This window comes from Enterobacter sp. DSM 30060 (genome assembly GCF_013375955.1).
In the GTDB taxonomy this organism is placed as follows: domain Bacteria; phylum Pseudomonadota; class Gammaproteobacteria; order Enterobacterales; family Enterobacteriaceae; genus Enterobacter; species Enterobacter intestinihominis.
Map to the genome: position 1 here is coordinate 2,393,241 of NZ_CP056118.1, position 23,468 is coordinate 2,416,708.

Annotated in this window: 23 protein-coding genes; 2 read left to right on the forward strand and 21 right to left on the reverse strand. The window is 57.7% G+C overall.

Annotated features, from left to right (window positions below; all coding sequences use genetic code 11):
- Window positions 1-58: 58 nt before the first annotated feature.
- From HWQ15_RS11415 to hpaG, 12 genes are all read right to left on the reverse strand, one after another.
- Window positions 59-2,212 (reverse strand): carbon starvation CstA family protein, encoded by a 2,154-nt coding sequence (locus HWQ15_RS11415; RefSeq protein ID WP_022646950.1) that lies wholly within the window; start codon window positions 2,210-2,212, stop codon window positions 59-61.
- Window positions 2,213-2,431: 219 nt separating this feature from the next.
- The gene (locus HWQ15_RS11420) at window positions 2,432-2,689 is read right to left on the reverse strand and encodes an HTH domain-containing protein (RefSeq protein ID WP_063148727.1); all 258 of its coding nucleotides are present in this window, start codon (window positions 2,687-2,689) and stop codon (window positions 2,432-2,434) included.
- Window positions 2,690-2,809: 120 nt separating this feature from the next.
- The gene (locus HWQ15_RS11425) at window positions 2,810-3,319 is read right to left on the reverse strand and encodes a 4-hydroxyphenylacetate 3-monooxygenase reductase subunit (protein WP_003856606.1); all 510 of its coding nucleotides are present in this window, start codon (window positions 3,317-3,319) and stop codon (window positions 2,810-2,812) included.
- Between the two features lie 17 nt (window positions 3,320-3,336).
- Window positions 3,337-4,899, reverse strand: a complete 1,563-nt coding sequence (hpaB, locus tag HWQ15_RS11430; RefSeq protein ID WP_063215974.1) for a 4-hydroxyphenylacetate 3-monooxygenase, oxygenase component — start codon at window positions 4,897-4,899, stop codon at window positions 3,337-3,339.
- A gap of 195 nt (window positions 4,900-5,094) precedes the next feature.
- Window positions 5,095-5,985, reverse strand: coding sequence for a 4-hydroxyphenylacetate catabolism regulatory protein HpaA (gene hpaA / locus HWQ15_RS11435; RefSeq protein WP_022646953.1), 891 nt, complete (start codon window positions 5,983-5,985; stop codon window positions 5,095-5,097).
- Entirely contained in the window at window positions 5,957-7,303 is a 1,347-nt protein-coding gene (gene hpaX, locus HWQ15_RS11440) for a 4-hydroxyphenylacetate permease (RefSeq protein ID WP_032625355.1), read from the reverse strand. The genes hpaA and hpaX overlap by 29 nt, the downstream gene beginning before the upstream one ends.
- A 21-nt stretch (window positions 7,304-7,324) precedes the next feature.
- Entirely contained in the window at window positions 7,325-8,122 is a 798-nt protein-coding gene (hpaI, locus tag HWQ15_RS11445; protein WP_023299257.1) for a 4-hydroxy-2-oxoheptanedioate aldolase, read from the reverse strand.
- A gap of 10 nt (window positions 8,123-8,132) precedes the next feature.
- Entirely contained in the window at window positions 8,133-8,936 is an 804-nt protein-coding gene (hpaH, locus tag HWQ15_RS11450; RefSeq protein ID WP_063148728.1) for a 2-oxo-hept-4-ene-1,7-dioate hydratase, read from the reverse strand.
- Window positions 8,937-9,035: 99 nt separating this feature from the next.
- Window positions 9,036-9,416 carry a 5-carboxymethyl-2-hydroxymuconate Delta-isomerase gene (locus HWQ15_RS11455; RefSeq protein WP_063148729.1) on the reverse strand — a complete coding sequence of 127 codons (381 nt, stop codon included), beginning with the start codon at window positions 9,414-9,416 and terminating at the stop codon, window positions 9,036-9,038.
- 9 nt (window positions 9,417-9,425) lie between these two features.
- Window positions 9,426-10,277 carry a 3,4-dihydroxyphenylacetate 2,3-dioxygenase gene (gene hpaD / locus HWQ15_RS11460; protein ID WP_022646958.1) on the reverse strand — a complete coding sequence of 284 codons (852 nt, stop codon included), beginning with the start codon at window positions 10,275-10,277 and terminating at the stop codon, window positions 9,426-9,428.
- Window positions 10,278-10,279: 2 nt separating this feature from the next.
- Complete coding sequence (gene hpaE, locus HWQ15_RS11465) at window positions 10,280-11,746, reverse strand: 5-carboxymethyl-2-hydroxymuconate semialdehyde dehydrogenase (protein WP_022646959.1); 1,467 nt, start codon at window positions 11,744-11,746, stop codon at window positions 10,280-10,282.
- Window positions 11,743-13,020, reverse strand: a complete 1,278-nt coding sequence (hpaG, locus tag HWQ15_RS11470; protein WP_063148730.1) for a 4-hydroxyphenylacetate degradation bifunctional isomerase/decarboxylase — start codon at window positions 13,018-13,020, stop codon at window positions 11,743-11,745. Before hpaG ends, hpaE begins: the two co-directional genes overlap by 4 nt.
- 268 nt (window positions 13,021-13,288) lie before the next feature.
- Here hpaG and hpaR point away from each other — a divergent pair, with 268 nt between their 5' ends.
- Both hpaR and tsr read left to right on the forward strand, forming a co-directional pair.
- Window positions 13,289-13,729, forward strand: coding sequence for a homoprotocatechuate degradation operon regulator HpaR (gene hpaR, locus HWQ15_RS11475; RefSeq protein ID WP_006810239.1), 441 nt, complete (start codon window positions 13,289-13,291; stop codon window positions 13,727-13,729).
- Window positions 13,730-13,812: 83 nt separating this feature from the next.
- Complete coding sequence (tsr, locus tag HWQ15_RS11480; protein ID WP_023305399.1) at window positions 13,813-15,477, forward strand: methyl-accepting chemotaxis protein; 1,665 nt, start codon at window positions 13,813-13,815, stop codon at window positions 15,475-15,477.
- Between the two features lie 318 nt (window positions 15,478-15,795).
- On the opposite strand, the gene HWQ15_RS11485 is transcribed toward tsr, so the two are convergent.
- The 9 genes from HWQ15_RS11485 to HWQ15_RS11525 all read right to left on the reverse strand — a co-directional run bounded on the left by HWQ15_RS11485 (window position 15,796) and on the right by HWQ15_RS11525 (window position 23,094).
- Window positions 15,796-16,305 (reverse strand): GNAT family N-acetyltransferase, encoded by a 510-nt coding sequence (locus tag HWQ15_RS11485; RefSeq protein ID WP_063148731.1) that lies wholly within the window; start codon window positions 16,303-16,305, stop codon window positions 15,796-15,798.
- Window positions 16,305-18,596: a phosphatidylglycerol--membrane-oligosaccharide glycerophosphotransferase gene (gene opgB / locus HWQ15_RS11490; RefSeq protein WP_063148732.1), complete on the reverse strand. Its 2,292-nt coding sequence runs from the start codon at window positions 18,594-18,596 to the stop codon at window positions 16,305-16,307. Before opgB ends, HWQ15_RS11485 begins: the two co-directional genes overlap by 1 nt.
- A 271-nt stretch (window positions 18,597-18,867) precedes the next feature.
- Window positions 18,868-19,350: a DUF2501 domain-containing protein gene (locus HWQ15_RS11495; protein WP_022646964.1), complete on the reverse strand. Its 483-nt coding sequence runs from the start codon at window positions 19,348-19,350 to the stop codon at window positions 18,868-18,870.
- 84 nt (window positions 19,351-19,434) lie between these two features.
- A complete protein-coding gene (dnaC, locus tag HWQ15_RS11500; RefSeq protein WP_003856580.1) occupies window positions 19,435-20,172 on the reverse strand; it encodes a DNA replication protein DnaC in 738 nt (245 codons plus the stop codon).
- Window positions 20,169-20,714 (reverse strand): primosomal protein DnaT, encoded by a 546-nt coding sequence (dnaT, locus tag HWQ15_RS11505; protein ID WP_022646965.1) that lies wholly within the window; start codon window positions 20,712-20,714, stop codon window positions 20,169-20,171. Before dnaT ends, dnaC begins: the two co-directional genes overlap by 4 nt.
- A gap of 129 nt (window positions 20,715-20,843) precedes the next feature.
- The gene (locus tag HWQ15_RS11510) at window positions 20,844-21,272 is read right to left on the reverse strand and encodes an organic hydroperoxide resistance protein (protein ID WP_003856578.1); all 429 of its coding nucleotides are present in this window, start codon (window positions 21,270-21,272) and stop codon (window positions 20,844-20,846) included.
- An 84-nt stretch (window positions 21,273-21,356) separates the two neighbouring features.
- The gene (locus tag HWQ15_RS11515; RefSeq protein ID WP_063148733.1) at window positions 21,357-21,809 is read right to left on the reverse strand and encodes a MarR family winged helix-turn-helix transcriptional regulator; all 453 of its coding nucleotides are present in this window, start codon (window positions 21,807-21,809) and stop codon (window positions 21,357-21,359) included.
- A 44-nt stretch (window positions 21,810-21,853) separates the two neighbouring features.
- On the reverse strand, window positions 21,854-22,327 hold the full coding sequence (locus tag HWQ15_RS11520) for a threonine/serine exporter (RefSeq protein ID WP_032621429.1): 474 nt from the start codon (window positions 22,325-22,327) through the stop codon (window positions 21,854-21,856).
- Window positions 22,318-23,094 (reverse strand): threonine/serine exporter ThrE family protein, encoded by a 777-nt coding sequence (locus tag HWQ15_RS11525; RefSeq protein WP_032625377.1) that lies wholly within the window; start codon window positions 23,092-23,094, stop codon window positions 22,318-22,320. The genes HWQ15_RS11520 and HWQ15_RS11525 overlap by 10 nt, the downstream gene beginning before the upstream one ends.
- Window positions 23,095-23,468 lie beyond the last annotated feature (374 nt).

Consider the following 23,468-nt stretch of genomic DNA (forward strand, 5'->3'; position numbering starts at 1 on the left):
TTACCGGGCCTACAGTAACGTTGTAGGGCGGGTCAGCGCAGCGCCACCCGCCATTTTATTAATGGTGTGAAGACGTCTTCACGCCGCCTTCCGGCACCGGCACGTACGGGGTTTCTTTGTCCGTACGGCCATCGGCATTACGCACTTTCATCCAGGTTTTAATGCCGTAGAAGATAATGCTGTACACCACCACCAGGAACAGAATGCTCAGACCCGCGTTGGTGTAGTTGTTCACCACGATATGGTTCATGTTGGCAATCTGCTGCGCAGTCAGATCCGCGCCGCCTGCGGCAATCTTCTCTTTGTACTGGTTAGCCATGAAGAAGAAGCCTTCCAGCTGCGGGTTGGTGCTGAACAGTTTCAGACCCAGCGCCCAGGTAGTGCAGAGCAGCAGCCACAGCGCAGGCACCACGGTTACCCAGATGTATTTGGTGCGTTTCATCTTCACCAGGACAACGGTGCCCAGCACCAGGGCCACAGCCGCCAGCATCTGGTTAGAGATGCCGAACAGCGGCCACAGGCTCTTCACGCCGCCCAGCGGGTCTACAACGCCCTGATACAGCAGGTAACCCCACAGACCTACGCAGCCCGCAGTACCCAGAACACCTGCTACCAGAGAGTCGGTTTTCTTCAGGAACGGCACAAAGTTACCCAGCAGATCCTGCAACATGAAGCGGCCTGCACGCGTACCGGCATCCAGCGCGGTGAGGATGAACAGCGCTTCAAACAGGATACCGAAGTGGTACCAGAAGCCCATGTCCGCCCACGGCAGCACTTTGTGGAACACGTGTGCGATACCCACCGCCAGCGTCGGTGCGCCACCTGCGCGGTTCAGCACGGATGGTTCGCCGATGTCTTTCGCGGTCTGCATAATCTGCTCAGGCGAAATCACGAAGCCCCAGGAGCTGACGGTCGCCGCCGCGTGTGCGCTGGCGTCTTTCAGCTGCGCCATAATCAGCGCGGTATTTTCGCCGCCCATCTCATGCAGGTTTGGCATGGTGATGCCGAGACCCGCTGGTGGGGTGTTCATCGCGAAGTACAGCCCAGGCTCGATAATCGACGCCGCAACCAGCGCCATGATCGCCACGAAGGATTCCATCAGCATCGCGCCGTAACCGATGAAGCGCGCGTCGGTTTCGTTGGCCATCAGCTTCGGCGTGGTGCCGGAGGCGATCAGCGCGTGGAAGCCAGACACGGCACCGCAGGCAATGGTGATAAACAGGAACGGGAACAGGGCACCTTTCCACAGCGGACCGGTACCGTCAATGTACTGCGTCACCGCCGGCATTTTCAGTTCAGGGTTGATGATCACAATCCCGATTGCCAGCCCGACGATCACGCCGATTTTCAGGAAGGTCGCCAGGTAGTCACGCGGAGCCAGAATCAGCCACACCGGCAGCAGCGCTGAGATGAACGCGTAACCGATCAGCGCGAAGGTGATGGTGGTGTCTTTAAAGGTCAGCGCCGGGCCCCAGTACGGGTCGTGGGCAATCACGCCGCCGAAGTAGATGGAGGCGACCAGCAGCACGATACCGATGACCGACACCTCGCCAACGCGGCCAGGGCGCAGGAAGCGCATGTAGATGCCCATGAACAGCGCAATCGGCACGGTAGAGCAGACGGTGAAGACGCCCCACGGACTTTCGGCCAGCGCTTTCACCACGATCAGGGCCAGCACTGCCAGGATGATGATCATGATCAGGAAGCAGCCGAAGAGGGCGATCGTGCCCGGCACGCGGCCCATCTCCTCTTTGATCATCTCGCCCAGCGACGAACCATTACGGCGCGAGGAGATAAACAGCACCATAAAGTCCTGCACCGCTCCCGCCAGCACTACGCCCGCCAGCAGCCAGAGCGTACCCGGCAGGTAGCCCATCTGCGCAGCCAGCACCGGACCGACCAGCGGACCCGCGCCTGCAATGGCGGCGAAGTGGTGACCAAACAGCACGTAACGGTTGGTTGGCACATAGTTCAGGCCGTCATTGTTAATGACCGCCGGGGTGGCGCGCGTCGGGTCGAGCTTCATGACCTTCTGCGCGATGTACAAGCTGTAGTAGCGATAAGCCACAAGATAGACGGAAACCGACGCGACCACGATCCACAGGGCGCTGACGTGCTCGCCCCGGCGTAATGCGACAACCGCCAGACAGAAAGCGCCGATGATCCCGAGGATGGCCCAGGGCACGTGCTTAAGTAGTTTTTTAGTATCCATAGTAAGACCTGGTTTTTTATGTAAAGAAAAAAGGGTCAGGGTTCGTTGTGAGGAGGTATTGATTAATGCTGGAGCGATCGTGCCAGATCCTCGCGCGTGTAAAGCACGGTAAATGGGTGAGTGGTTGAAAGCGATGCGTGAGCGGTCAAAAGCGAGGGTGAGTGGTTAAGGCTCACCCCCGGCGGGAGAAAATATGTGATTGAGATCACTGAGAATAATCTAGCCCTGCGGGGTTTCGTCGTTCGCATCAGGGCAGTGCGCGCGGCGGCAGGGCTGATACGCAGGCAGCAGCTGATAGCGCCCTTTGCCGTCGTGTTCAATAATCGGGGAAAGCGCCTGTAAATCGCGGTACACCGTGCGTTCGGTAATGCCAAATTTATGCATCAGATCGCGGCGATTAACGCTTCCGTTGCGGTGCAGGGCAATAATGATTTCAACCAGACGTTCAGCCGAGCGGCTTCGGGGTGAAGGGGCCATAAGACTTTCCAGCGTTAAGGGGGCGGCTGACGACGTCGCCAGCCGCCCCGGAAAATTTATCTTATGGATAGTTAACGGCGCACCTTTGCGGAAACCTTAGCGTTTTTTTGTGCAACGGGATCAAACCGCGGCTTCCATCTCCATCATCACCGGGTGGAAACGGCGTTTGAAGTAGATCAGGCCGTGCCCCTCGCTGCTGAGGATGATGTTCTTAATCTCCACCAGGTAGACCAGATGGGTGCCGATGGTTTGCACCTGGGTTATCTCGCCTTCCAGGCTTGCCAGAGCGCCTTTCAGCACCGGCTGCGCCAGCGGTCCTTTCTGCCAGCAGGAGAGAGCAAAGCGCTCCTCCATGGCCATGCCGGTCATCCCGGCAAAGTGGCGGGCCATGATCTCCTGCTCGTGGTTCAGCACGTTGACGCACAGTTTACCGTTGCCCTGGAAGACCGGGTTCATGGCGCTGTTGGCGTTGATGCAGACCATGACCGAGGGCGGGGTATCCGTGACCGAACAGACGGCGGTGGCGGTAATGCCGCAGCGGCCCGCATCGCCCTCGGTGGTGACCACATTCACCGCCGCCGACAGGCTGGCCATCGCGTCGCGAAAACGCAGGCGTTCTTCAGATTGCATTGAAACCTCCTGCTGCGTTATTTCAGCAGCTTATCCAGCATGTTGATATCAGTGTTGTTGTGCAGGTGCGGTACAGTCCAGCCGTGCTGGTCGTACTCGGACATGCAGCGGTCAACCATCGCCATCATCTTGTCCATGTTGCCGGAGCTTTGCGCCTGACGCAGGCATTGCAGGCGGATCTCATCCTGGCTACCGGAGTAGTTGATTTCGTACAGCTCGTGACGTCCGCCAAACTCGCTGCCGATGGCATCCCACATCAGTTTCAGAATCTTGATGCGTTCGACGTGATCCATCCCGTTGGAGCCGCGCACATACTTCGCCAGATACTGGTCGATCTGCGGGTTGTTCAGGTCCCGCGCGCTGGACGGCAGGTAGATCAGCCCGGAGGTCACGTTGCGTTCGATGATGTTCTTGATTTTCGCGTAGGCCATTGGCGCCATCACGCGGTAGGTCTGTAACGCCGCGTGGTCAGGCAGGTACGCGCCGTTTACCCACGGCGTGGCTTCGGAGCACATGGAGCCGCTCAGCGCCCAGAACATGTTGCGCCACGCCACCACTTCGCCGAGATCCGCCTGCACGCCGCGGAACTCGAGGGTGCCAGTGCACTCCAGCGATTTCTTCAGCAGAGCGGTGATGAAGTCGAGCTTCACTGCCAAACGCACGCAGGCCTGAAGCGGGTACATGCGAGCGAAGCCACCTTCCATTGTCCAGCGACGGCAGCGGTCGAAATCGCGGTAGATCAGCACGTTTTCCCACGGGATCAGCACATGATCCATCACCAGAATGGCGTCGTTCTCGTCAAAGCGGCTGGAGAGCGGGTAGTCGTATGGAGAGCCTGTCGCCCCTGCCACCATCTCGTATGAGGCGCGAGAGATCAGTTTCACCCCTTCGGCATCCATCGGCGCGACGAACATTAGCGCGAAGTCCGGGTTTTCGCCCATCACCTGCGCAGAGCCAAAACCAATCATGTTGTAGTGGGTCAGCGCCGAGTTGGTGGCCACCACTTTCGCGCCGCTGACGATGATCCCGGCGTCGGTCTCTTTCTCCAGCTTGATGTAAACGTCTTTCACCTCGTCCGCCGGTTTATGGCGGTCGATAGGCGGGTTGACGATGGCGTGGTTAAAGTACAGGCCGGTTTCCTGAATACGGGTGTACCAGTTGCGGGCGTTCTGCTCGAACTGACCGTAGAAGGCAGGGTTAGCCCCCAGCGCGCAGCCGAACGCGGCTTTGTAGTCTGGCGTGCGGCCCATCCAGCCGTAGCTCAGGCGCGACCACTCGGCGATGGCGTCGCGCTGCTGGCGCAGATCGTCGGCGCTTTTCGCCACGCGGAAGAATTTATGGGTGTAGCCGCCGCTGCCGGTGTCGGTGCCCCAGCAGAGGGTATCCTGCATGTCTGGCTTGTGCAGGGCATCGTACATCTGGGCGATGGACGCCGCCGCATTGCGAAATGCCGGGTGGGTAGTAACGTCCTTAACGCGCTCGCCGTAGATATAAATCTCACGGCCATCTTGCAGGCTTTTTAAATACTCTTCACCGGTTAACGGACGTTTGGCATCAGCGCGGAAATCTTCAGGCTTCATAGGGACCTCGTATCGGAAGATGGTTGTTAAATTTATGTTTTGTTTTTGTTGTTTAATTGAAGCGTGAGAGGGGCGGAACGTGAAGGGACGATTGGGACAACGGCAGGTACTTTTCGGGTGGGATGTTGTTTTGTGATCTGTGCGGCTTTTCGGCGGGTGGCACTGCGCTTACCCGCCCTACGAACCGTGATGCGTTCAGGAAACCGGTACTTTCTGCGCCCGGTATGCGCTGGGTGAGCACCCCGTCAGTCGGTTGAAAAAACGGGCGAAATAGGCCGGATCTTTAAACCCCAGTTGCCAGGCAATTTCGCTCACTGTGCTGTCGGAAAACAGCAGCAAGCGCCTGGCTTCCCGCAGCTGGCGGTCGAAGATCAGCCGTTTCGGCGAGCGGTTGGCAAAGCGGCGGCAGATATCGGTCAGGCGGGATTCGGTAAGATGCAGTTCGCTGGCGTATTCCGGCACCGTCCAGTGCTCGTGGTAATGAGCATCTGTCAGCTGGTTAAAGCGCTGAAACAGCTTCAGCTCGCCACGCATGCCGCCTGAAGCGTGGTCGTCGAGCTTCGCGTTGCGCAGCAGCAGGGTAAATACGGCCTGCGCCAGCAGGACCAGCGTATGCTCACGGCCCGGCAGCTGTTCCGTGGATTCCCGGGCAATGAGCTGCCAGTAATGCTTCAGCGCCGCCAGCTCGTCAGGCCTGTCGGCAAGCGACAGGCAGATCCCCGGCAGGCCGAACGCCTCCCGCGTGCCGGGGTAGAGCACTTCTAACAACGGCCAGATAAGATCCTCGCGCACCGTCAGCACGTGGCCGTCGCTGTCGGATTCAGTGATAAACGCGTGCGGCACCGACGGCGGCGTCAGAACGAACAGCGGCGCCTGCACCGAGTAGCGGTGGTCGTCGAGCTGCAGCTCAATCTGCCCGGTGTCGAGAAAATGCATCTGAAAATACTGGTCGTGGCGGTGCGCCTGCATGTCGCGGCCAAAAAAGGCCGCCATGCGGGCGAACGACTGGTAGTGCACATCGTCGGTGCCCAGACTTTCGTCGTACTCCTTGCTGATATCAATGTTGGCGATAGGGCTCTGGCACATGATCGTTCCTCTTTTGAACCCGCTGCGTCATCGGAATGCGCGTCAGCACCAGCGCGCCCACTACCAGCAGACCCGCCACGAACCACAGCCCCGAGCTGAAGCTGCCGGTCGCGTCGCGCAGAATACCAATCAGCAATGGGCTGACGGCAGACCCGACGTTGCCGATGGCGTTGATCACCGCCAGCGCCACCGCGCGGGATTGCAGGCTAATCACCTGGTCCGGCGTGGTCCAGAATATCGCCATGGCGGTAAACGATCCGGTTGAGGCCATGATGATGCCAAGCAGCTGGATCAGGCTGTGATCGGTCGCCGAGGCCAGCATCCATCCCGCCGCCGCAAACAGATACGGCAGGATGGTGTGCTTTTTTCGCTCTTTCAGCCTGTCGGAGCGGCGGCTCCACCAGATCATCCCGAGGATGGTGCAAAACTGCGGGATCGCCGCCAGCAGGCCAATCACGATATTGCTGCTGCCGGTGTTGAAGCTTTGCAGGATCTGCGGCGTCCAGATGTTGATCGCGCTCAGCGTATTCGTCAGGCAGAAGTAGGCCAGCGTGTAGAGCAGTACGGCGGGCGTCAGCACCTCGCGCAGCGTCGATCGCGGCGTGGCGACGTGCGCAATGGCCAGTTCCTGCTCGCGGGCGATCATCGTTTTGAGTGCCTGCTTTTCATCATCATCCAGCCAGGTGGCCTGATCCGGGGTGTCGTTAAGGTAGAACCAGGTCACCACGCCGAGCACCACCGACGGCAGCCCCTCCAACAGGAACAGCCACTGCCAGCCCTTCAGGTTCCACAGCCCGTCCATCGCCAGAATGTACCCGGAGAGGATCGAGCCGAGCATCATGGTCACCGGCATGGCGATCATAAACAACGCGTTGGCGCGGGCGCGGTGATACGCCGGGAACCACCAGGTGAGATAGACCAGGATCCCCGGCAGGAAACCGGCTTCGGCAATGCCCACCAGCATGCGCAGGACGTAGAGCGTTTCGGGGCTGGTGGCGAACATGGTGCAGGTAGAGGCGATGCCCCACACCACCATGATCCCGGCGATCCAGCGCCGCGCGCCGATTTTCGCCAGCATGATGTTGCTGGGGATCCCGCACAGCACGTAGGTGACGTAAAACAAGGTCGCGGCCAGGCCAAACATGGTCGACGTGAGGCCCAGATCTTTACCCATCGTCAGCCCGGCAAAGCCGATGTTGATGCGATCGAGAAACGAAAAGACAAACAGGATAAAGAGAAACACGATCAAACGACGGAACAGCTTGTTGATAACGCGATGTTCTATAGCTTTCTTATCTTGCAGGGTAGAGGTCGTCATGCTGCGCTCCAGATCTTACGTTTAGTAGACGGATTTATTGTTATTAACTGACGTAACCGGTTGTTCGATAAAGCGTGCCGCCAGCGCTTCCGCGCCGCGGGCGAGCAGGGTGGTGTCGACGCCGACGGCGACAAACAGCGCGCCGAGTGCAAGGTAACGTTTCGCCAGCTGCTCGTTCGCCATCAGGATGCCGGGCGCTTTACCGGCGGCGCGTATCTGCGCGATCGCCTGCTCAATGGCGGCCTGCACCTCCGGGTGCTGCGGATTACCGGCAAAGCCCATGTCGGCGCTCAGATCCGCCGGGCCGATAAACACGCCGTCGACGCCGTCCACGTCCAGGATCTGCGGCAGGTTTTTCAGCGCTCTTAGGGTTTCGATCTGCACCAGCACGCACATGGCGTCGTTAGCCTGATGCAGATAGTCCGGGATACGGTTCCAGCGCGACGCCCGCGCCAGCGCGCTGCCGACGCCGCGAATGCCCGCGGGCGGATAGCGGGTGGCGCTGACCGCCAGCCGCGCTTCGTCGGCGTTTTGCACCATCGGCACCAGCAGGGTTTGCACCCCCACGTCCAGCAGTTGCTTGATCTGCACCGGATCGTTCCACGACGGGCGCACCACCGGCTGGCTGGGATAAGGGGCGATGGCCTGTAGCTGAGTCAGAATGGTCTGCACGCTGTTCGGCGCGTGCTCTCCGTCGATCAGCAGCCAGTCAAAACCGGCCCCGGCCAGTAGCTCAGCGCTGTAGCTGCTGGTTAGCCCCAGCCATAACCCGATTTGCGGTCGGCCCGCTTTCAGCGCCGCTTTGAATGCGTTTTGCATGATCATCTCCTTACACAAAGCGGCAACTGATGGAGCCCATGTTGCCGTAGTCGACGTGGAAGGTGTCGCCTCTGCTGGCGGCAACCGGGCGGGTAAACGAGCCGCCGAGGATGATCTGGCCTGGCTCAAGCTGCACGTCGTATGGCGCGAGTTTGTTCGCCAGCCACGCCACGCCGTTCGCCGGGTGGTTAAGGACGCCTGCGGCCACGCCGGTCTCTTCGATCACACCGTTGCGGTAGAGCAGGGCGGAGATCCAGCGCAGATCCAGCTCGTCGGGTTTAATCGGGCGGCCGCCGAGGATCACGCCCGCGTTGGCGGCGTTATCGGAGATAGTGTCGAATACCTTGCGCGGGCGCTGGGTTTCCGGGTCAACGTTGTGGCAGCGGGCGTCGATCAGCTCCAGGGCAGGGATGACGTAATCCGTGGCGTTGTAAACGTCGAAGATCGTGCAGTTCGGGCCGCGCAGCGGTTTTGCCAGCACGAAGGCTAGCTCCACTTCGATGCGCGGGACGATAAAGCGATCCACGGGAATGTCGCTGCCGTCGTGGAAGAACATATCGTCCAGCAGCGCGCCGTAGTCTGGCTCGCTGATCTGCGAGCTGGCCTGCATCGCTTTGGAGGTGAGGCCGATCTTGTGGCCTTTCAGCACGCGGCCTTCGGCAATTTTCAGGCTCACCCATTCGCGCTGGACGGCGTAGGCGTCTTCAATGGTGATCTCCGGATACTCAAGCGAGATCGCGCGGATCTGCTCCCGGGATTGTTCCGCCTGATGCAGGCGGTGGGCGATCTGGGTATGGGTGTGTTTGTCGAGCATGGCGATATCCTGTTGTTGCCGGGTGGCGCGTAGCGATCCCGGCCTACGTTCGAGCCGTTGTAGGCCCGGTAAGCGAAGCGCCACCGGGCGAGCAGACGGCTACTTAAACAACGCGTGCACGTTGTTCTGCTTGTAATTGAGCGTCGGGTGCAGCTCGTCGAGCTCGAAAGACAGCGCCAGATAGCGGGCGGTCATCAGCTCTGCAAAATGCGTTTTGATCAGCGCAAACAGCATTTCACCGACCTCTTCCCGGCTCTCCAGACTGCGCCCGGCGCCGATTTTGAGCGTCATATGCACAAAGGCGTAATCGTGCTTGCCGTCGGCCATCTGCCAGGTGTCCAGCCAGTGGGCGCGGCTGCGGATACCGCCGAGCGGGAAAATACCCGTGGCGGCGAGCGCCTCGTTCACTTTGGCAAACAGCCCCGGCAGGTCGGCCTGCTCGCGGATGTTGTCGGTACATTCAGCAATAAAGTGCGGCATGGTGGCTCCTTACGCGGGCAGCGGGAAAACGGCGTTGACCTGGCCGGTGCCGGAGCTGGCGAACAGCTCGGTGAGAAACTCCACCTTACCGTCGTAGTTGTCCCAGCCGAGCATCCCCAGCAGCATCACCGTGTCGTGCATGTTGCCCTCGCCGTAGCAGTAGTCGGCGTACTCCGGCAGCATGCTGCAAAACTCTTTGAACTGCCCCTCGCGCCACAGCTTCACTACCCGCTCATCCATCTGGCGGTCAAACTCGCGGGTATAGCTGTTCATCCCTTCCTCCGCGCGCTGGTCGTCGATAAAGCGGTGCGACAGCGAGCCGCTGGCGAGCACCGCCACGGTGCCGTCGTATTTTTCGATGGCGCTGACGATGGCCTCGCCCAGCCTGCGGCTGTCGGCGAAGTCGTGAACCGTACAGAACGCCGAGATGGAGACCACTTTGAAGTGCTTATCCGCGTTCATGTAGCGCATCGGCACCAGCGTGCCGTACTCCAGCTTGAGGCTCGGGATGTTGTGCGCCTTGGCGCGCACGCCAAGCTTCACCGCTTCGTCGGCGATCAGCTGGCCGAGTTCCGGGTTGCCGTCGTAGTCGTAGGTCATGTCGCGAATAAAATGCGGCAGCTCGTTGCTGGTGTAGACGCCTGAAAAATGGTCCGCACAGTTGATGTGATACGCGCTGTTCACCAGCCAGTGGGTGTCGAAGACGATAATGGTATCGACGCCCAGCTCGCGGCAGCGCTTGCTGATCTCTTTATGCCCGTCGATGGCTGACTGGCGGCAGCCGTGGTTTTTGCCAGGCAGTTCAGAGAGATACATTGACGGCACGTGGGTGATTTTTGCTGCTAAGGCTAATTTTCCCATGATCAGATCCCCCACTTTGGAATCGGATGGTCGCCCATGGAGATACAGACGTTTTTCATCTCCGCGAAGACCTCAAAGCTGTACTCGCCGCCCTCACGCCCGGTGCCGGAGGCCTTCACGCCGCCAAACGGCTGGCGCAGGTCGCGCACGTTCTGGGTGTTGACGAACACCATGCCCGCTTCGATGTTGCGCGCCAGACGCAGCACTTTGCTGACGTCCTGCGTCCAGATGTACGACGCCAGGCCATACTCCACGTCGTTTGCCAGGCGCAGGCCTTCCGCTTCGTCCTTAAACGGCAGCAGGCAGGCCACCGGCCCGAAGATCTCTTCCTGCGCCACGCGCATGCGGTTATCGACATCCGCCAGCACGGTCGGACGCAGGAAATTGCCGCCTTTCAGGTGCGCAGGCAGATCGGTCGGTTTGTCCGGGCCGCCCGCCAGCAGGGTTGCCCCCTCTTCAATGCCGAGGCGGATGTAGCCGGAGACCTTCTCCCAGTGCTGCTTGCTGATCAGCGCGCCAATCTGGGTGTTCGGATCGGTCGGGTCGCCCACGCGCAGGCGGCTGGCGCGCTCGGCAAAGCGTTTGACGAACTCCGGGTAGATGCTCTGCTGGATGAAGATGCGCGAGCCGGCGGTGCAGCGTTCGCCGTTGATGGAGAAGATGGTGAACAGGGCGGCGTCCAGCGCGCGCTCAATGTCCGCGTCTTCAAATATCAGCACCGGAGATTTGCCGCCCAGCTCCATGGAATACTTCTTCAGCCCGGCGTTTTTCATGATGTTACGCCCGGTGGCGGTGCCGCCGGTGAAGGAGACGGCGCGCACGTCATGATGACGCACCAGCGCGTCGCCCGCCGTGGCGCCATAGCCCTGCACTACGTTCAGCACGCCCGCCGGAATGCCCGCCTCCAGCGCCAGCTCGCCCAGACGGTCGGCGGTCAGCGGGGAGAGCTCGGACATCTTCAGCACCGCGGTGTTACCCAGCGCCAGGCACGGCGCGACCTTCCAGGTGGCGGTCATAAACGGCACGTTCCACGGCGACACCAGCGCACAAACGCCTACCGGCTGCACGAGGGTGTAGTTGAGCATCTTGTCATCGACCGGGTAGGTTTTGCCGTTCATCTGCTGGCACACCTCGGCGAAGAACTCAAAGTTGTGCGATGCGCGTGGAATGAGCACGTTTTTGGTCTGGTGGATCGGCAGGCCGGTGTCGGCGGTCTCCATCGCGGCAATGTCCGGCACGTTCTGGTCAATCAGATCCCCCAGGCGACGCATCAGGCGCGCACGCTCCTTCATCGGCAGGTTGGCCCATTTCGGGAACGCCTCTTTGGCGGCGGCAACGGCCTGATGGATTTCGGCTTCGCCGCCAGAGGCCACTTCTGCCAGCACCTCGCCGGAGGCCGGATTAGTGGTTTGGAAGTACTCACTTCCGGCGACGTTTTTCCCGTTGATCCAGTGGTTAATCTTTTTCATTTTGCAGTCTCCTCACTGACAATTCGGTTTACCAGGCGGCCTACGCCTTCCACTTCCACTACCACCTCATCGCCCGGCACCACGTCGGACAGCCCCTTCGGCGTGCCGGTGGCAATCATGTCGCCCGGTTGCAGGGTCATGAAATCGCTCAGATACGCAATCAGGAATGGGATGCTGAAAATGAGATCGGCGGTGGTGCCTTCCTGACGCAGTTCACCGTTGACGTAGGTGCGAAGACGAAGGTTGTGCGGGTCAGGGATGGCTTCTTTTGGCACTACGTTCGGGCTGATGGGGGTCAGCCCGTCGCGGCTTTTCACCCGCAGGTTCGGGCGATAGTAGTTTTCGAGATAATCGCGGATGGCGTAGTCGTTGCACACCGTGTAGCCCGCAACATAGTCCATCGCCTCGGCTTCGCTGACCTTACGCGCGGTTTTACCGATGACCACCACCAGCTCGGCTTCGTAATGCATGTATTCAATGTTGTTTGGGCGCACCGAGGTCTGGTTGTCGCCGTTAAAGGTGTTCGGCGCTTTGATAAACACCAGCGGCTCGGTGGGCGGTTTGAAGTCCAGCTCGCTGGCGTGATCGGCGTAGTTCAGGCCGAGGGCGAACAGCGTGGCGTGCGGCGGCGTGCGCGAAGCGATGGTAACGTCGCGTTCCTCCACCACCGGGTTTTCCAGCGGCGGAAATCCCTCTGCCAGAATGCGTACCCGATCGCCCGGGCGAATTTCGACGCGGCTTTGCGGGGTACCGAGCAATATCGCATCGCCGGGGTTCAGGGTGGCAAATTCGCTCAGGGCGCTCAGCAGTTCGGCGGCGTTGCGGTGCAGATCGGCCGTGTTCCAGTGGTCCGCTTCGCGACCGTTGATCTCGGTGATGATGGTCAGTTTGTCCACGTTATCAACGGCGACAGGTTCGCCGAGCGGGCAAAATCCATCCCGACATTTGGCCTTGATCGCCGGGCGGTAGAAGCTCTCTTCCGGCAGGCTGATTTCGTTGGCCAGCGCGTAGCCGGCGATGTACGCCGCCGCCTCTTCAACGCGTACTTTGCTGGCGGTTTTGCCCACCACCAGCGCCACCGTTGCGCCGCTTAACACGGTTTCTCCCTGCGGGAAGGGAATCGGCTCGCCTGCGCGAATAACGGTGTTATGTGGCTTGATAAACCACACCGCCGTTTTTGGCGGCGCGTTATAGGGGGCTTTTTCAAACGCCTCAGCCCAGGCCGCACGCTGGCTTTGGTGGTTTAGCGCTACGGCAAAAACAGTACCTTTCATTCCCATACTCCTCAAACCGACTGTCCAGTTTTGATTTCATTAATATGTTAATGATCTGGTTTTATGCTTTTGCTGTTCGTTTCGCAATCAGAAGTGAATAATTTGTGATATGAATAACAATAAATTTACACCAATGGGTTAATTATCATTTAAATCAATGCATTAAAAAAATGACGTTGTTTCTGTTAGACTTTTTGGGTTACAACGTGTTGTCTATAAAAGCATCTGTTTTAAATTGTTTACTTGTTAATGATGTAAGGGGAAGGTGATGCATGATTCATTAACCATCGCGCTGTTGCAGGCGCGTGAAGCGGCGATGGGCTATTTCCGCCCGATAGTGAAACGGCATAATCTGACCGAGCAGCAGTGGCGTATCGTCCGCGTGCTGGCCGAGCATCCCTCCATGGATTTTCACGATCTGGCGTTCCGCACCTGCATTTTGCGCCCAAGCCTGACCGGCATTCTGACGCGGATGGAGCGCGACGGTCTGGTGCTGCGCTTAAAGCCGGTGAATGACCAGCGCAAGCTGTACGTATCGCTGACGAAAGAAGGCAACGCGCTGTACCAGCGTGCTCAGGCTCAGGTGGAAGAGGCGTACCAGCAGATTGAGGCGGAATATACCCCGGAGAAGATGAAGCAGCTCACGGCGCTGCTGGAAGAGTTTATTGAACTCGGAAACCGACATATTGCCGCGCGGGACGAAGAGTAAAAACCCTAAAATCCAGGATGATTTTCGTAAAGTTTTCCCTTTCCAGGCCGAAAATTCTGTATCTGTCTGAGGAAAGAGAAAACATGTTAAATCGTATCAAGATTGTCACCAGCTTACTGCTGGTTTTAGCGATATTTGGCCTTTTACAACTCACATCCGGTGGTCTTTTCTTCAATGCCCTGAAGCATGACAAAGAGAATTTCACCATCCTGCAAACCATTCGCCAGCAACAATCCACCCTGAACGGTAGCTGGGTGGCGCTGCTGCAAACCCGTAACACCCTGAACCGTGCGGGTATCCGCTACATGATGGATCAGAACAATATCGGCAGCGGCTCAACCGTCGCCGAGCTGATGCAGATTGCCTCTGCGTCTCTGAAACAGGCGGAAAAAAACTGGGCGGATTACGAAGCACTTCCGCGTGACCCGCGTCAGAGCGACGCTGCGGCACTGGAAATCAAACGTAATTACGATATCTACCACGGCGCGCTGGCCGAGCTGATCCAGCTGCTGGGGGCGGGCAAGATCAACGAGTTCTTCGACCAGCCGACCCAGAGCTATCAGGATGGCTTTGAGAAGCAGTACGTCAGCTATCTGCAACAAAACGACGCGCTCTATCAGACCGCGGTTGAAGACAGCAACAGCTCTTACCGCCAGGCTATCTGGGTGCTGATTAGCGTGCTGGCTGCGGTGCTGGTGGTGATTGTTGCCGTCTGGCTGGGTATTCGTCAGGCACTGATTTCGCCGCTGAACCGTCTGATTGACAGCATTCGTCATATCGCCAGCGGCGACCTGGTGAAGCGCATCGACGTGGAAGGCTCCAACGAGATGGGTGAACTGGCTGACTCCCTGCGCCATATGCAGGGCGAGCTGGTGCGCACCGTGGGTGACGTGCGTAACGGCGCAAACGCCATTTACAGCGGTGCGAGCGAAATCTCGATGGGCAATAACGATCTCTCATCCCGTACCGAGCAGCAGGCTGCCTCTCTGGAAGAGACCGCCGCCAGTATGGAACAGCTGACCGCCACCGTGAAGCAGAACGCCGAGAATGCCCGTCAGGCGAGCAACCTGGCCCTGAGCGCATCCGAAACCGCGCAGAAAGGCGGGAAAGTGGTGGATAACGTGGTGCAGACCATGCGCGACATCGCCGGCAGTTCGCAGAAAATCGCCGATATTATCAGCGTGATCGACGGGATTGCTTTCCAGACCAATATTCTGGCGCTGAACGCGGCGGTAGAAGCGGCACGTGCGGGCGAGCAGGGCCGCGGCTTTGCGGTGGTTGCAGGTGAAGTACGAAACCTGGCGCAGCGCAGCGCCCAGGCGGCTCGCGAGATCAAGAGCCTGATTGAAGACTCCGTGGGGCGCGTGGAATTGGGTTCAACGCTGGTAGAAAGCGCCGGTGAAACCATGGGTGAGATCGTGAATGCGGTAACGCGCGTGACGGACATCATGGGCGAAATCGCGTCTGCGTCTGATGAGCAGAGCCGCGGTATCGACCAGGTGGGGCTGGCGGTGGCTGAGATGGATCGCGTGACCCAGCAGAACGCCTCGCTGGTGGAAGAGTCTGCGGCGGCCGCGGCGGCACTGGAAGAGCAGGCGAGCCGTCTGACGCAGGCCGTTGCGGTGTTCCGTATTCAGCAGGAACAGATGAAGGCGCGCGAGTTCGCCTCCGCTAAAAGCGTTGCCGCACCGGTAGTGGCGCGTAAACCGGCGACCGCAGATGCGGGCGATAACTGGGAAACGTTCTGACGTTGTGCGTTTTGCCGGGTGGCGGCTGCGCCTTACCCGGCCTACGGGATGTGCGTTTCGCCGGGTGGCGGCTACGCCTTACCCGGCCTACGGATTGTGGGTTTTGCCGGGTGGCGGCTACGCCTTACCCGGCCTACGGATTGTGGTTTCGCCGGGTGGCGGCTGCGCCTTACCCGGCCTACGGATTGTGGGTTTTGCCGGGTGGCGGCTACGCCTTACCCGGCCTACGGATTGTGCAATTTGCCGGGTGGCTTCGCTTTACCCGGCCTGCGGAATTGGGTTTTGTAGGCCCGGTAAGCGCAGCGCCACCGGGCGATTTTACAGAGACAGGCGCATGGCGCAGCGGGAACCATACGCTAAACCGTGCGCCGTCTCTTCTTCACGTTTCTGGCGCATTTCCGGCGTCAGCGTCGTCATCATTTCAAACCCTAATCGCCTGTAGTAGGGCGTGTTCCACGGGACATCACGAAACGTCGTTAACGTCAGCGAGGTTAGCCCCAGCGTGCGGGCATGCTCTGCGACACGGTTAATCAACCGGCGTCCGAGACCTCGTCCCTGCCAGTCCAGATGAACGGAAAGTTCCACAATAAACAGCGAAGATGGCTGGGCTTCGGCGAGAATAAAGCCCACGGGCCTGTCATCAGCCAGCGCCAGCCAGCTTAATCCGCGTCCGGCGTAACCGAGGTGATCTTCAACGGAAATAACCTCGCTGTCTGCCAGCCAGGCCAGCTCAGGAACGTCGCGAAATCGCTGCCCCGCCGCGCGTTCAATGGCGGGCAGGGCAGCGACGTCGTCGATGCGCGTCGGGCGAAGGGTGAACGCCGTCATCAGCCAGCGCTGCTCACAATTTTAATCTCCACCATGCCGATTCCCAGCTTGCGCGGAGCGTGACCGAGAATATTCCCTTCGTTAGTGGACTGCGGCTCGGGCGGCACAATGACCAGCGTATTGCTGCGCGTGGGGTTATCGAAATGCAGCGTGCTGGTGGTGACATCATTGCTCAGCGTCAGCATCTGTTCTTTATCGCCGACGCGCACCGGCACAGGACGGTTTGCGTTGGGACCAAATGCCCTGGCGGTGATCACCAGATCGAATTTCTCCGGCAGCGGATGGGTATACTCAATTTTCACCTCATCACCTAACTGCGCGTTAGACCAGCGCCCCCACGATTCGGGACGTGAAATACCGCTGAACTGCTTCACCTCTTCAGGCGCGCCGGCAACGTTAAAAATAAAGCTGTCAGCTTTATAACGAATGTCGTTGTCGACGATTTTCAGCAGGTCTACGTTGCGCTGATAGCGTGCGGTATCAATGACCGTATCTTTAAACGCGGTTTTCCCCTGCCACTGTGGTTTATCAACGTGTTGCACGGTCTGCTCGCCACCGAGTTGCCCCTGTGAGACGCACCAGTCGGTGGACAGTGACAGCTCTTGTGACCAGAGCTGGCCCATTTTGTAGCATTTGTCGACCCAGACGAAATTATCGCGCGGGGCGAATTCCGCCAGCTGGAAGCGCAGTGGCGCGGAATATTCGCTTTCCGGTAGCGGCTCGACGCGGTTATCCGACACGCGCAGCAGCAGAGGCAGGCGGAAATGGCTGCCGGAGAACGCGATCATTTTTTTATCCTGATCGATGGTGAAGTCGTTTATCTCTTTCGGGAAGTTCCACAGGCGAATGATATCCGGCTTCCAGGCGAGGATTTTTTCCTTCATGTTGAGGAAGATTTCCGACAGGGACTGGCCCGACAACGTACTGCGGCCCAGGCCAATGAAGTTATCGCCACCCAGAATATCCAGCACGGTGGCGCCGTTATCCATCGAGTTACGTTTAGCGGCAATGATCTCCTGCTGCGGTTTATCGCCGCGCAGCACAAAGAACAGGTTGCTGCGATCCAGCTTATTCAGCTCATCCCAGGCGCTGTTTTTCATCGCCAGATGGTCAGATGAAACGACGATGACCGTATTTTTGAAATACGGCGACGCTTTGATTTTCTCGATTAACGCCGCGATATGTTCCTGGCTACAGGTCACAGCGCTGAACGACTTGTTGTTTTTACCGTCAATGTCGTAGCCCTGACGTTTACAGGTGCGTGAGACGAAACCATCCGGATGATGCGTGTCGACGGTCAACGCAAACAGCGAGAAGCGTTTACCGGCGCGGGAAAGCTCCTCGAATTTCTTCCAGGTTTCATCCAGAACGGTATCGTCGTAAAAGCCCCAGTCGTTGCGGTAGGCCGGATCGGCGACCGTGGTTTTCAGCTCTTCGGAACCATATAAGTGATCGAAACCGTGGGATTTCAGGAACACATCTTTCCCGGCAAAGCGCAGGTTAGCGCCCTGCATAAAGTAGTTTTCATAGCCCGAGTTTTTCAGGATATCGCCGAGACAAATGTTCTGCGGGAAGAAACTCGACATCGAGGCGGAGGCGTTGCCTTCAAACGGGGCGAACAGGGGAATGCCGCACTGGGAAGCCACCATCCCGGCGATGGTGTAATCCGTGCCAGGCAACTGCATGGTGTGGCTGAAGTCGAGGCCCTGGTTTTTCAGCGCGCCAAGCTCTGGCGTCAGGTTCGGGAAAGCATCGTTGTCAAACCAGGTGCGTTCCAGACTTTCGCCGTAGATATAGACCAGGTTGAGTTTAGGGTTGTCGATTTTCTTCGAGGGTTCTTTGTAATAGGCCGCAAAGTCCGGATCGCCATCGCGCGACTGGGATTTTACCAGCTCGGTAATTTGATGGAATGCCGGGCTGGCATCCACGGAGGCCAGCGCCAGGCACAGCGCCAGCAGGCTGTAGCCATGATGATGCGGACGGTGACGGCGACGGCGCAGAACCCAGGCCAGCGCGGCGAAGATGCCCACCAGGGCGACCACCAGCCCCAGACCCGGAAGGATGTACTTACCCACACCTGCGCCGGTCAGACTGTTGGTCAATGTGTAGAGCACCGCGTCGTTAATACCGTCGCCGGTAAAGTAATCGCTGGCATATAACGTAATGTTTAAAACAATAAAAATACCGAGCACCACCAGGGTGGCCACAAACCACCAGGTGTGACGACCGGCTTTCCAGGCATAAACGCCGATGGAAGCCAGGAAAAGGACAAGGGACATTAACTCTGACAACAGCAGATCCTCATCATGCCGGACGCTTAGCCGGCTAATTGCTTATTTTTTGGGTAATACAATGTAATTGCGATGTCGCTTAGCTGCAATTTTAGTGTCACGAAAGTGTGCTGTTGTTAGGATTTGGTTTATAAAATCGGATTTTTGAATACAGTCGCATCGTGGCATACGGAGGCTGAGGTGGTGTCAGGGGGTAAAAAAACGCACTTCACGCCGCGGTATAAGACTAATGTAATAAACGCGGCGTGTTTTGGCAGAAAAAGGGGGACGATCAGGAGAGGAAATTAACGCCTTGTTTCAGCACCAGATCGCAGGCTTTCGTTTTCACCTGTTTCGCCAGAGATGAATTTCCAAGGGTGCTGAGGTTCAGCTGCTGACCATTTTGCGCGTTCAGCAGGCCCTGAATACCGTCCATATAGTTGGTGTCCGCTTTCTGCTCCTGGGTGTCCAGACCCAGTTTACCCAACACCTGGTTTTTGATGTTTTCGGTATCGGTGACGGAAGCCAGTTTCTGCTTCGCGCAGTATTCCAGAATACCCGCGGCGTTGTTCATCGTTCCGGCACTCAGGCTTTGGGAGCTGTTGCCCAGCAGGCCGGTGAGGGACGAGGCTGACAGCCCGCCCTGGGACGTGCCGCTCTCTTTGGTTAACTCACTTGCTGCGCTGGAGAGCGACTCCTGCCATGATGCGGCCTGCGCTGCGCCAGTCACCAGCAGGGCGCCAGTAAGGATGCTGATAAGAAATTGTTTTTTCATAATGATTTACTCAACAAGGTCCGTTTTGGGCCAGAAGTGGGTTCAGTATATACCTCTGCTCTTCCGGCGCTCCCTGGAAATATCTTAATACTCTTTGCCGGTGACGCGGCTGCGGTAGCTGTCCCAGTCGAAGATGACGTACAGGCTGTTACCCAGCTTCATGCGATCCATCACCCGCTCGCCAAGAAGTCGGGTCATCTCGTCGATATTGTGGTTCGTCAACATACCGGTTGGGCGTTTTGACGACGAACGGCGATCGACAATCTGGTTGATGATCACTTTTTCGTAGCGGGACTCCGTCTGGACACCGATCTCGTCGATGACCAGCAAATCCACGTTACTTAAATCATTCAGCAACTGTTCTTCGCTGGTTTCGCGATTACTGAAGGTGTCTTTCATGGCGGACATAATATCGGCCACGGTGATAATCAGCACTGACTTCCCGCGCAGCAGCAGCTCGTTGCAGATAGCGGCGGCGAGGTGATTTTTCCCGGTGCCGGGTTTTCCGCTAAAGATGAAGCTGGCGATGTTGCCGTCAAATTCATCCACGTACTGGCGTGCCTGGTTAAGGGCGTTCATCTGCCCCTGAGACTCGACCTTATAATTCTCGAAGGAGCAGTTCTGGTGCAGAGGGCGAATGCCCGAGCGGTTAAAGGTGCGCTGCATTTTCATCGCGCGGTTTTCGCGGGCGAGGGCAGCCGCGCGAATTTTACCCTGCTCTTTTTGCCATGCCAGCAGCTCTTCACCGGTGGTGAAGGCGGGCTTCACGTTGGCAGGCATCATCTTCTGCAAACGTTTCATCAGGTCGCCGACGTTTTTCATTTCGCACCTCGGAATCCATCAGGGATTTTTTTGTCCGGTTCTGAAAAAGCATTGATATCACGTTTTGGCTGGCCGTTGTTGCTGGCGCGGTTGATTTGCAGACTGCGCGCGAATTTTTGCTGCCACTGAACATGGTGGAAGACTTTTCCTTCAGCTTGCCAGTATGCGGTAAAGGCTGCCAGCTCTTCCGGTGTTGCGGGCTGCGAGAGGGCTATTCCCCATAAGGCCGCCTGCCGCTGAAAATCGGCGTCCGGCTGCCAACCGGCGTACATGGGAAATTTCCCCATTGGAACGGCCACCGGGGCGCTGGCGGGTTCGTCAAAAAACTGATTATCCAGCATGACATCGCTCGCCGGGCGCGACAGCTTCGCTTCAATTTCCAGAAGCTGCGCCAGACGTTCCGGCGTGACCGCATAAAACGCCGGGGCGTTGTCGGCAAATACCGCGAGCGTGCCGCCTTCGGCGTGCGTCAACACACCGCGAGGATCGCGCATAAAGGCATCAATGCCAGCAATGCTGGTGGTCAGAATTCTGGAGGACATAACACTTTCTCAACTGATTACTACGGGCGTGATTGAGGGTTATGGTAGCACAGAGAGAGGGGAGGAAAGGAGAGGAGAGGATTTCCCCGGTGGCGTTACGCTTACCGGGGCTAAAATCACAGGGGCTGGTTACGCGATGATGTTCAGCGTCACGTCGATATTGCCGCGCGTCGCGTTAGAGTACGGACAGACGATGTGCGCCGCATCCACCAGTTTTTTGGCTTCCGCTGCGTCCATCCCTTCAACGTGGATGTTCAGCTTCGCTTCGATACCAAAACCGGTTGGCAGCGGGCCGATCCCTACTTCGCCTTCAATAAAGGCGTCTTTTGGCAGAGCGAATTTATCGCGTGCCGCAACGAACTTCATTGCGCCCAGGAAGCAGGCGGAGTAGCCCGCAGCGAACAGCTGTTCAGGGTTGGTTACTTCACCCCCCATGCCGCCCATCTCTTTTGGCACACCCAGTTTGACATCCAGAACGCCATCGGAAGACGTGGCGCGGCCATCACGGCCTCCGGTTGCTTTGGCTTTGGCAGTGTAGACAACTTTTTCTAAAGACATGGCAGGTTCCTCATCTTACGTTTATATGCGCTATTAAATAGCGCGCGATGTTTTAAGTTAAAATTAGACGCGTAAAGTACAGCCTTACGCGCGATGCAGCTGTTGGCGCAAACTTTCGAGCTGTTGCTTGAGCTCCAGCATGGTGTCGGTATCACACTGCGCTGCACAGCCCACGGCGTGGGGTATCGTCACGGCCTGTTGTTGCAGCGCCCGACCCGCGTCGCTCAGGGTGACGGCGACCTGACGCTCATCCTGACGGGAACGCTGGCGGAGGATCAATCCTGCGCTTTCCAGGCGTTTCAGCAGGGGAGTCAGCGTGGCGGAATCCAGGAACAGCCGCTCGCCAATGTCTGACACCGTAATATCATCCTGTTCCCAGAGCACCAGCATCACCAGGTATTGCGGGTAGGTCAGGTTAAGCGGCGCCAGCAGTTGCCGGTACAGCTTGTTAAGCGCCAGATTTGCCGAATAGAGGGCAAAACAGAGCTGGTTATCCAGCAGAAGCGCGTTGGTGGTGTCGTTCGTTTTTGCGTCCATGAAATGAATATAGATAGTGCACGATACAATTGCAAGCGATTTTATTATACGCGTGGACGTTTGCGGTAAAGCCATAAGCCGGGGATCGACAGGCCGATGGAGAGCGCACCCACGATCGACGAGGCTTTAAGGAAGTTGCTCAGGAGCAGGATCATCTGGGGTTCGCTGTAGCCAAAATGGCTGATTTTGACGGCGGAGATCATCGCCGTATAGGCTGAAATGCCCGGGAACATAGGAATCACTGCCGCCACGGTGAATACCTTCGGGTGCGCCAGATACCAGCGGGACCACTGAATACCGATGCTGCCAACCAGCATGGAGGCGATAAACGTCGACCATTCAATATTAAAGCCCGCTGTCATCATGATCATACGAGAGCCGTGGCCAATGGCACCCAGCAGCGCACACCAGGGTAATGCACGCTGTGGGACGTTAAACACCATCGCAAAACCAACGGCGGGAAGGGCAGACAAGAGCATGTCCTGTGCCAGTGCGAGCATAAAATCCATCACGCCCATCCGCGTAACCCCCAGAGTGTCATGGCCATTACCACCCCGATACAGGTCGCCAGCGTCAGCAGGCTGGCTATCGCCCAGCGCGCCAGACCGGTGTTGATATGGCCTTTGAACATATCAGCGACGGCATTAATTAAGGGAAAACCTGGCACCAGCAGCAATACGCTGGCGGCCATCGCAATAGTAGGCGTGCTGGCGAAGTAGGGCTGGCGCAAAAGCAGGCCGGATACGGTTGTCGCCACAAATGCCGTGATGCAGAAGTTAATTTGCGGATGTAGCTGTCTGTGCGTCAACAGCTGGCGGACATACATTGCGATGCTGCTGGCAAAGAAGGTCACGACAGCGCCGTCCCAGCCGCCCGCGTTGAGCTTGCAGAAGCAGGCGCAGGACAGTCCCACCATCAGCACAACCAGCCAGCGCGGATACCGGAGGGGTTTGATTTGATTGAAACGTTTTTCTATCTCCCGGAGATCGAGCAGCTTGTGTTCAGCAAGGATCACGATGTGCTGCACTTCCGTCACGACGTGCATGTTAATGCCGCGGTCATGATTTTTACGGGTGGAGGTCAGGCACTGTCCGTCTTTAATGGTGGTCAGCACAATGGCATTTGACGAGATGGAACTCTCAACGCTGTCCATCCCCAGCGCCAGCCCAAGGCGTGTGGAGAGCTCTTCGACGAGGGCGCTTTCTGCGCCGTGCTGTAAGAGAAAAAGCCCGCACTGAATACATAGCCGCGTGGTGGCACGTTGCGTAGACCGATCTGCCTGCATGAAACGCCCTGAAGAGAAGAGAGATTGCTTACTTTTAACACAAAGTGCAGGGCCCTTTGCGCTGGGCCAGATCAACATTTGTGCGATCAGTGGCGCGATGGGGGCGGAGGAAAGACAGCATTGTTATTTATTTAATGAATATGAAATTAGGATTTATAAAAACAATATATTAAGTATTTCTAATTTCATATTTTCGATCTTTTCACGCAATTTGAATTAAATTTAAATGGTCTTTATGCGATATTAGGCCTGTATTGGGCGTTTCTTAACCCATGTGATATTTGTTCTATTTTGCGAGTATTAACCCGTTTGTACTTCGGAATGCAAACGTGTTTAACCTTGCAGGGTTAGTTCGTTCTTAAATAAAGAATTCA

Coding starts and splice junctions, on each gene's coding strand:
- HWQ15_RS11415 (WP_022646950.1), bottom strand. CDS start 2,212: ATGGATACTAAAAAACTACTTAAGCACGTGCCCTGGGCCATCCTCGGG.
- HWQ15_RS11420 (WP_063148727.1), bottom strand. CDS start 2,689: ATGGCCCCTTCACCCCGAAGCCGCTCGGCTGAACGTCTGGTTGAAATC.
- HWQ15_RS11425 (WP_003856606.1), bottom strand. CDS start 3,319: ATGCAATCTGAAGAACGCCTGCGTTTTCGCGACGCGATGGCCAGCCTG.
- hpaB (WP_063215974.1), bottom strand. CDS start 4,899: ATGAAGCCTGAAGATTTCCGCGCTGATGCCAAACGTCCGTTAACCGGT.
- hpaA (WP_022646953.1), bottom strand. CDS start 5,985: ATGTGCCAGAGCCCTATCGCCAACATTGATATCAGCAAGGAGTACGAC.
- hpaX (WP_032625355.1), bottom strand. CDS start 7,303: ATGACGACCTCTACCCTGCAAGATAAGAAAGCTATAGAACATCGCGTT.
- hpaI (WP_023299257.1), bottom strand. CDS start 8,122: ATGCAAAACGCATTCAAAGCGGCGCTGAAAGCGGGCCGACCGCAAATC.
- hpaH (WP_063148728.1), bottom strand. CDS start 8,936: ATGCTCGACAAACACACCCATACCCAGATCGCCCACCGCCTGCATCAG.
- HWQ15_RS11455 (WP_063148729.1), bottom strand. CDS start 9,416: ATGCCGCACTTTATTGCTGAATGTACCGACAACATCCGCGAGCAGGCC.
- hpaD (WP_022646958.1), bottom strand. CDS start 10,277: ATGGGAAAATTAGCCTTAGCAGCAAAAATCACCCACGTGCCGTCAATG.
- hpaE (WP_022646959.1), bottom strand. CDS start 11,746: ATGAAAAAGATTAACCACTGGATCAACGGGAAAAACGTCGCCGGAAGT.
- hpaG (WP_063148730.1), bottom strand. CDS start 13,020: ATGAAAGGTACTGTTTTTGCCGTAGCGCTAAACCACCAAAGCCAGCGT.
- hpaR (WP_006810239.1), top strand. CDS start 13,289: ATGCATGATTCATTAACCATCGCGCTGTTGCAGGCGCGTGAAGCGGCG.
- tsr (WP_023305399.1), top strand. CDS start 13,813: ATGTTAAATCGTATCAAGATTGTCACCAGCTTACTGCTGGTTTTAGCG.
- HWQ15_RS11485 (WP_063148731.1), bottom strand. CDS start 16,305: ATGACGGCGTTCACCCTTCGCCCGACGCGCATCGACGACGTCGCTGCC.
- HWQ15_RS11495 (WP_022646964.1), bottom strand. CDS start 19,350: ATGAAAAAACAATTTCTTATCAGCATCCTTACTGGCGCCCTGCTGGTG.
- dnaC (WP_003856580.1), bottom strand. CDS start 20,172: ATGAAAAACGTCGGCGACCTGATGAAACGTTTGCAGAAGATGATGCCT.
- dnaT (WP_022646965.1), bottom strand. CDS start 20,714: ATGTCCTCCAGAATTCTGACCACCAGCATTGCTGGCATTGATGCCTTT.
- HWQ15_RS11510 (WP_003856578.1), bottom strand. CDS start 21,272: ATGTCTTTAGAAAAAGTTGTCTACACTGCCAAAGCCAAAGCAACCGGA.
- HWQ15_RS11515 (WP_063148733.1), bottom strand. CDS start 21,809: ATGGACGCAAAAACGAACGACACCACCAACGCGCTTCTGCTGGATAAC.
- HWQ15_RS11520 (WP_032621429.1), bottom strand. CDS start 22,327: ATGGGCGTGATGGATTTTATGCTCGCACTGGCACAGGACATGCTCTTG.
- HWQ15_RS11525 (WP_032625377.1), bottom strand. CDS start 23,094: ATGCAGGCAGATCGGTCTACGCAACGTGCCACCACGCGGCTATGTATT.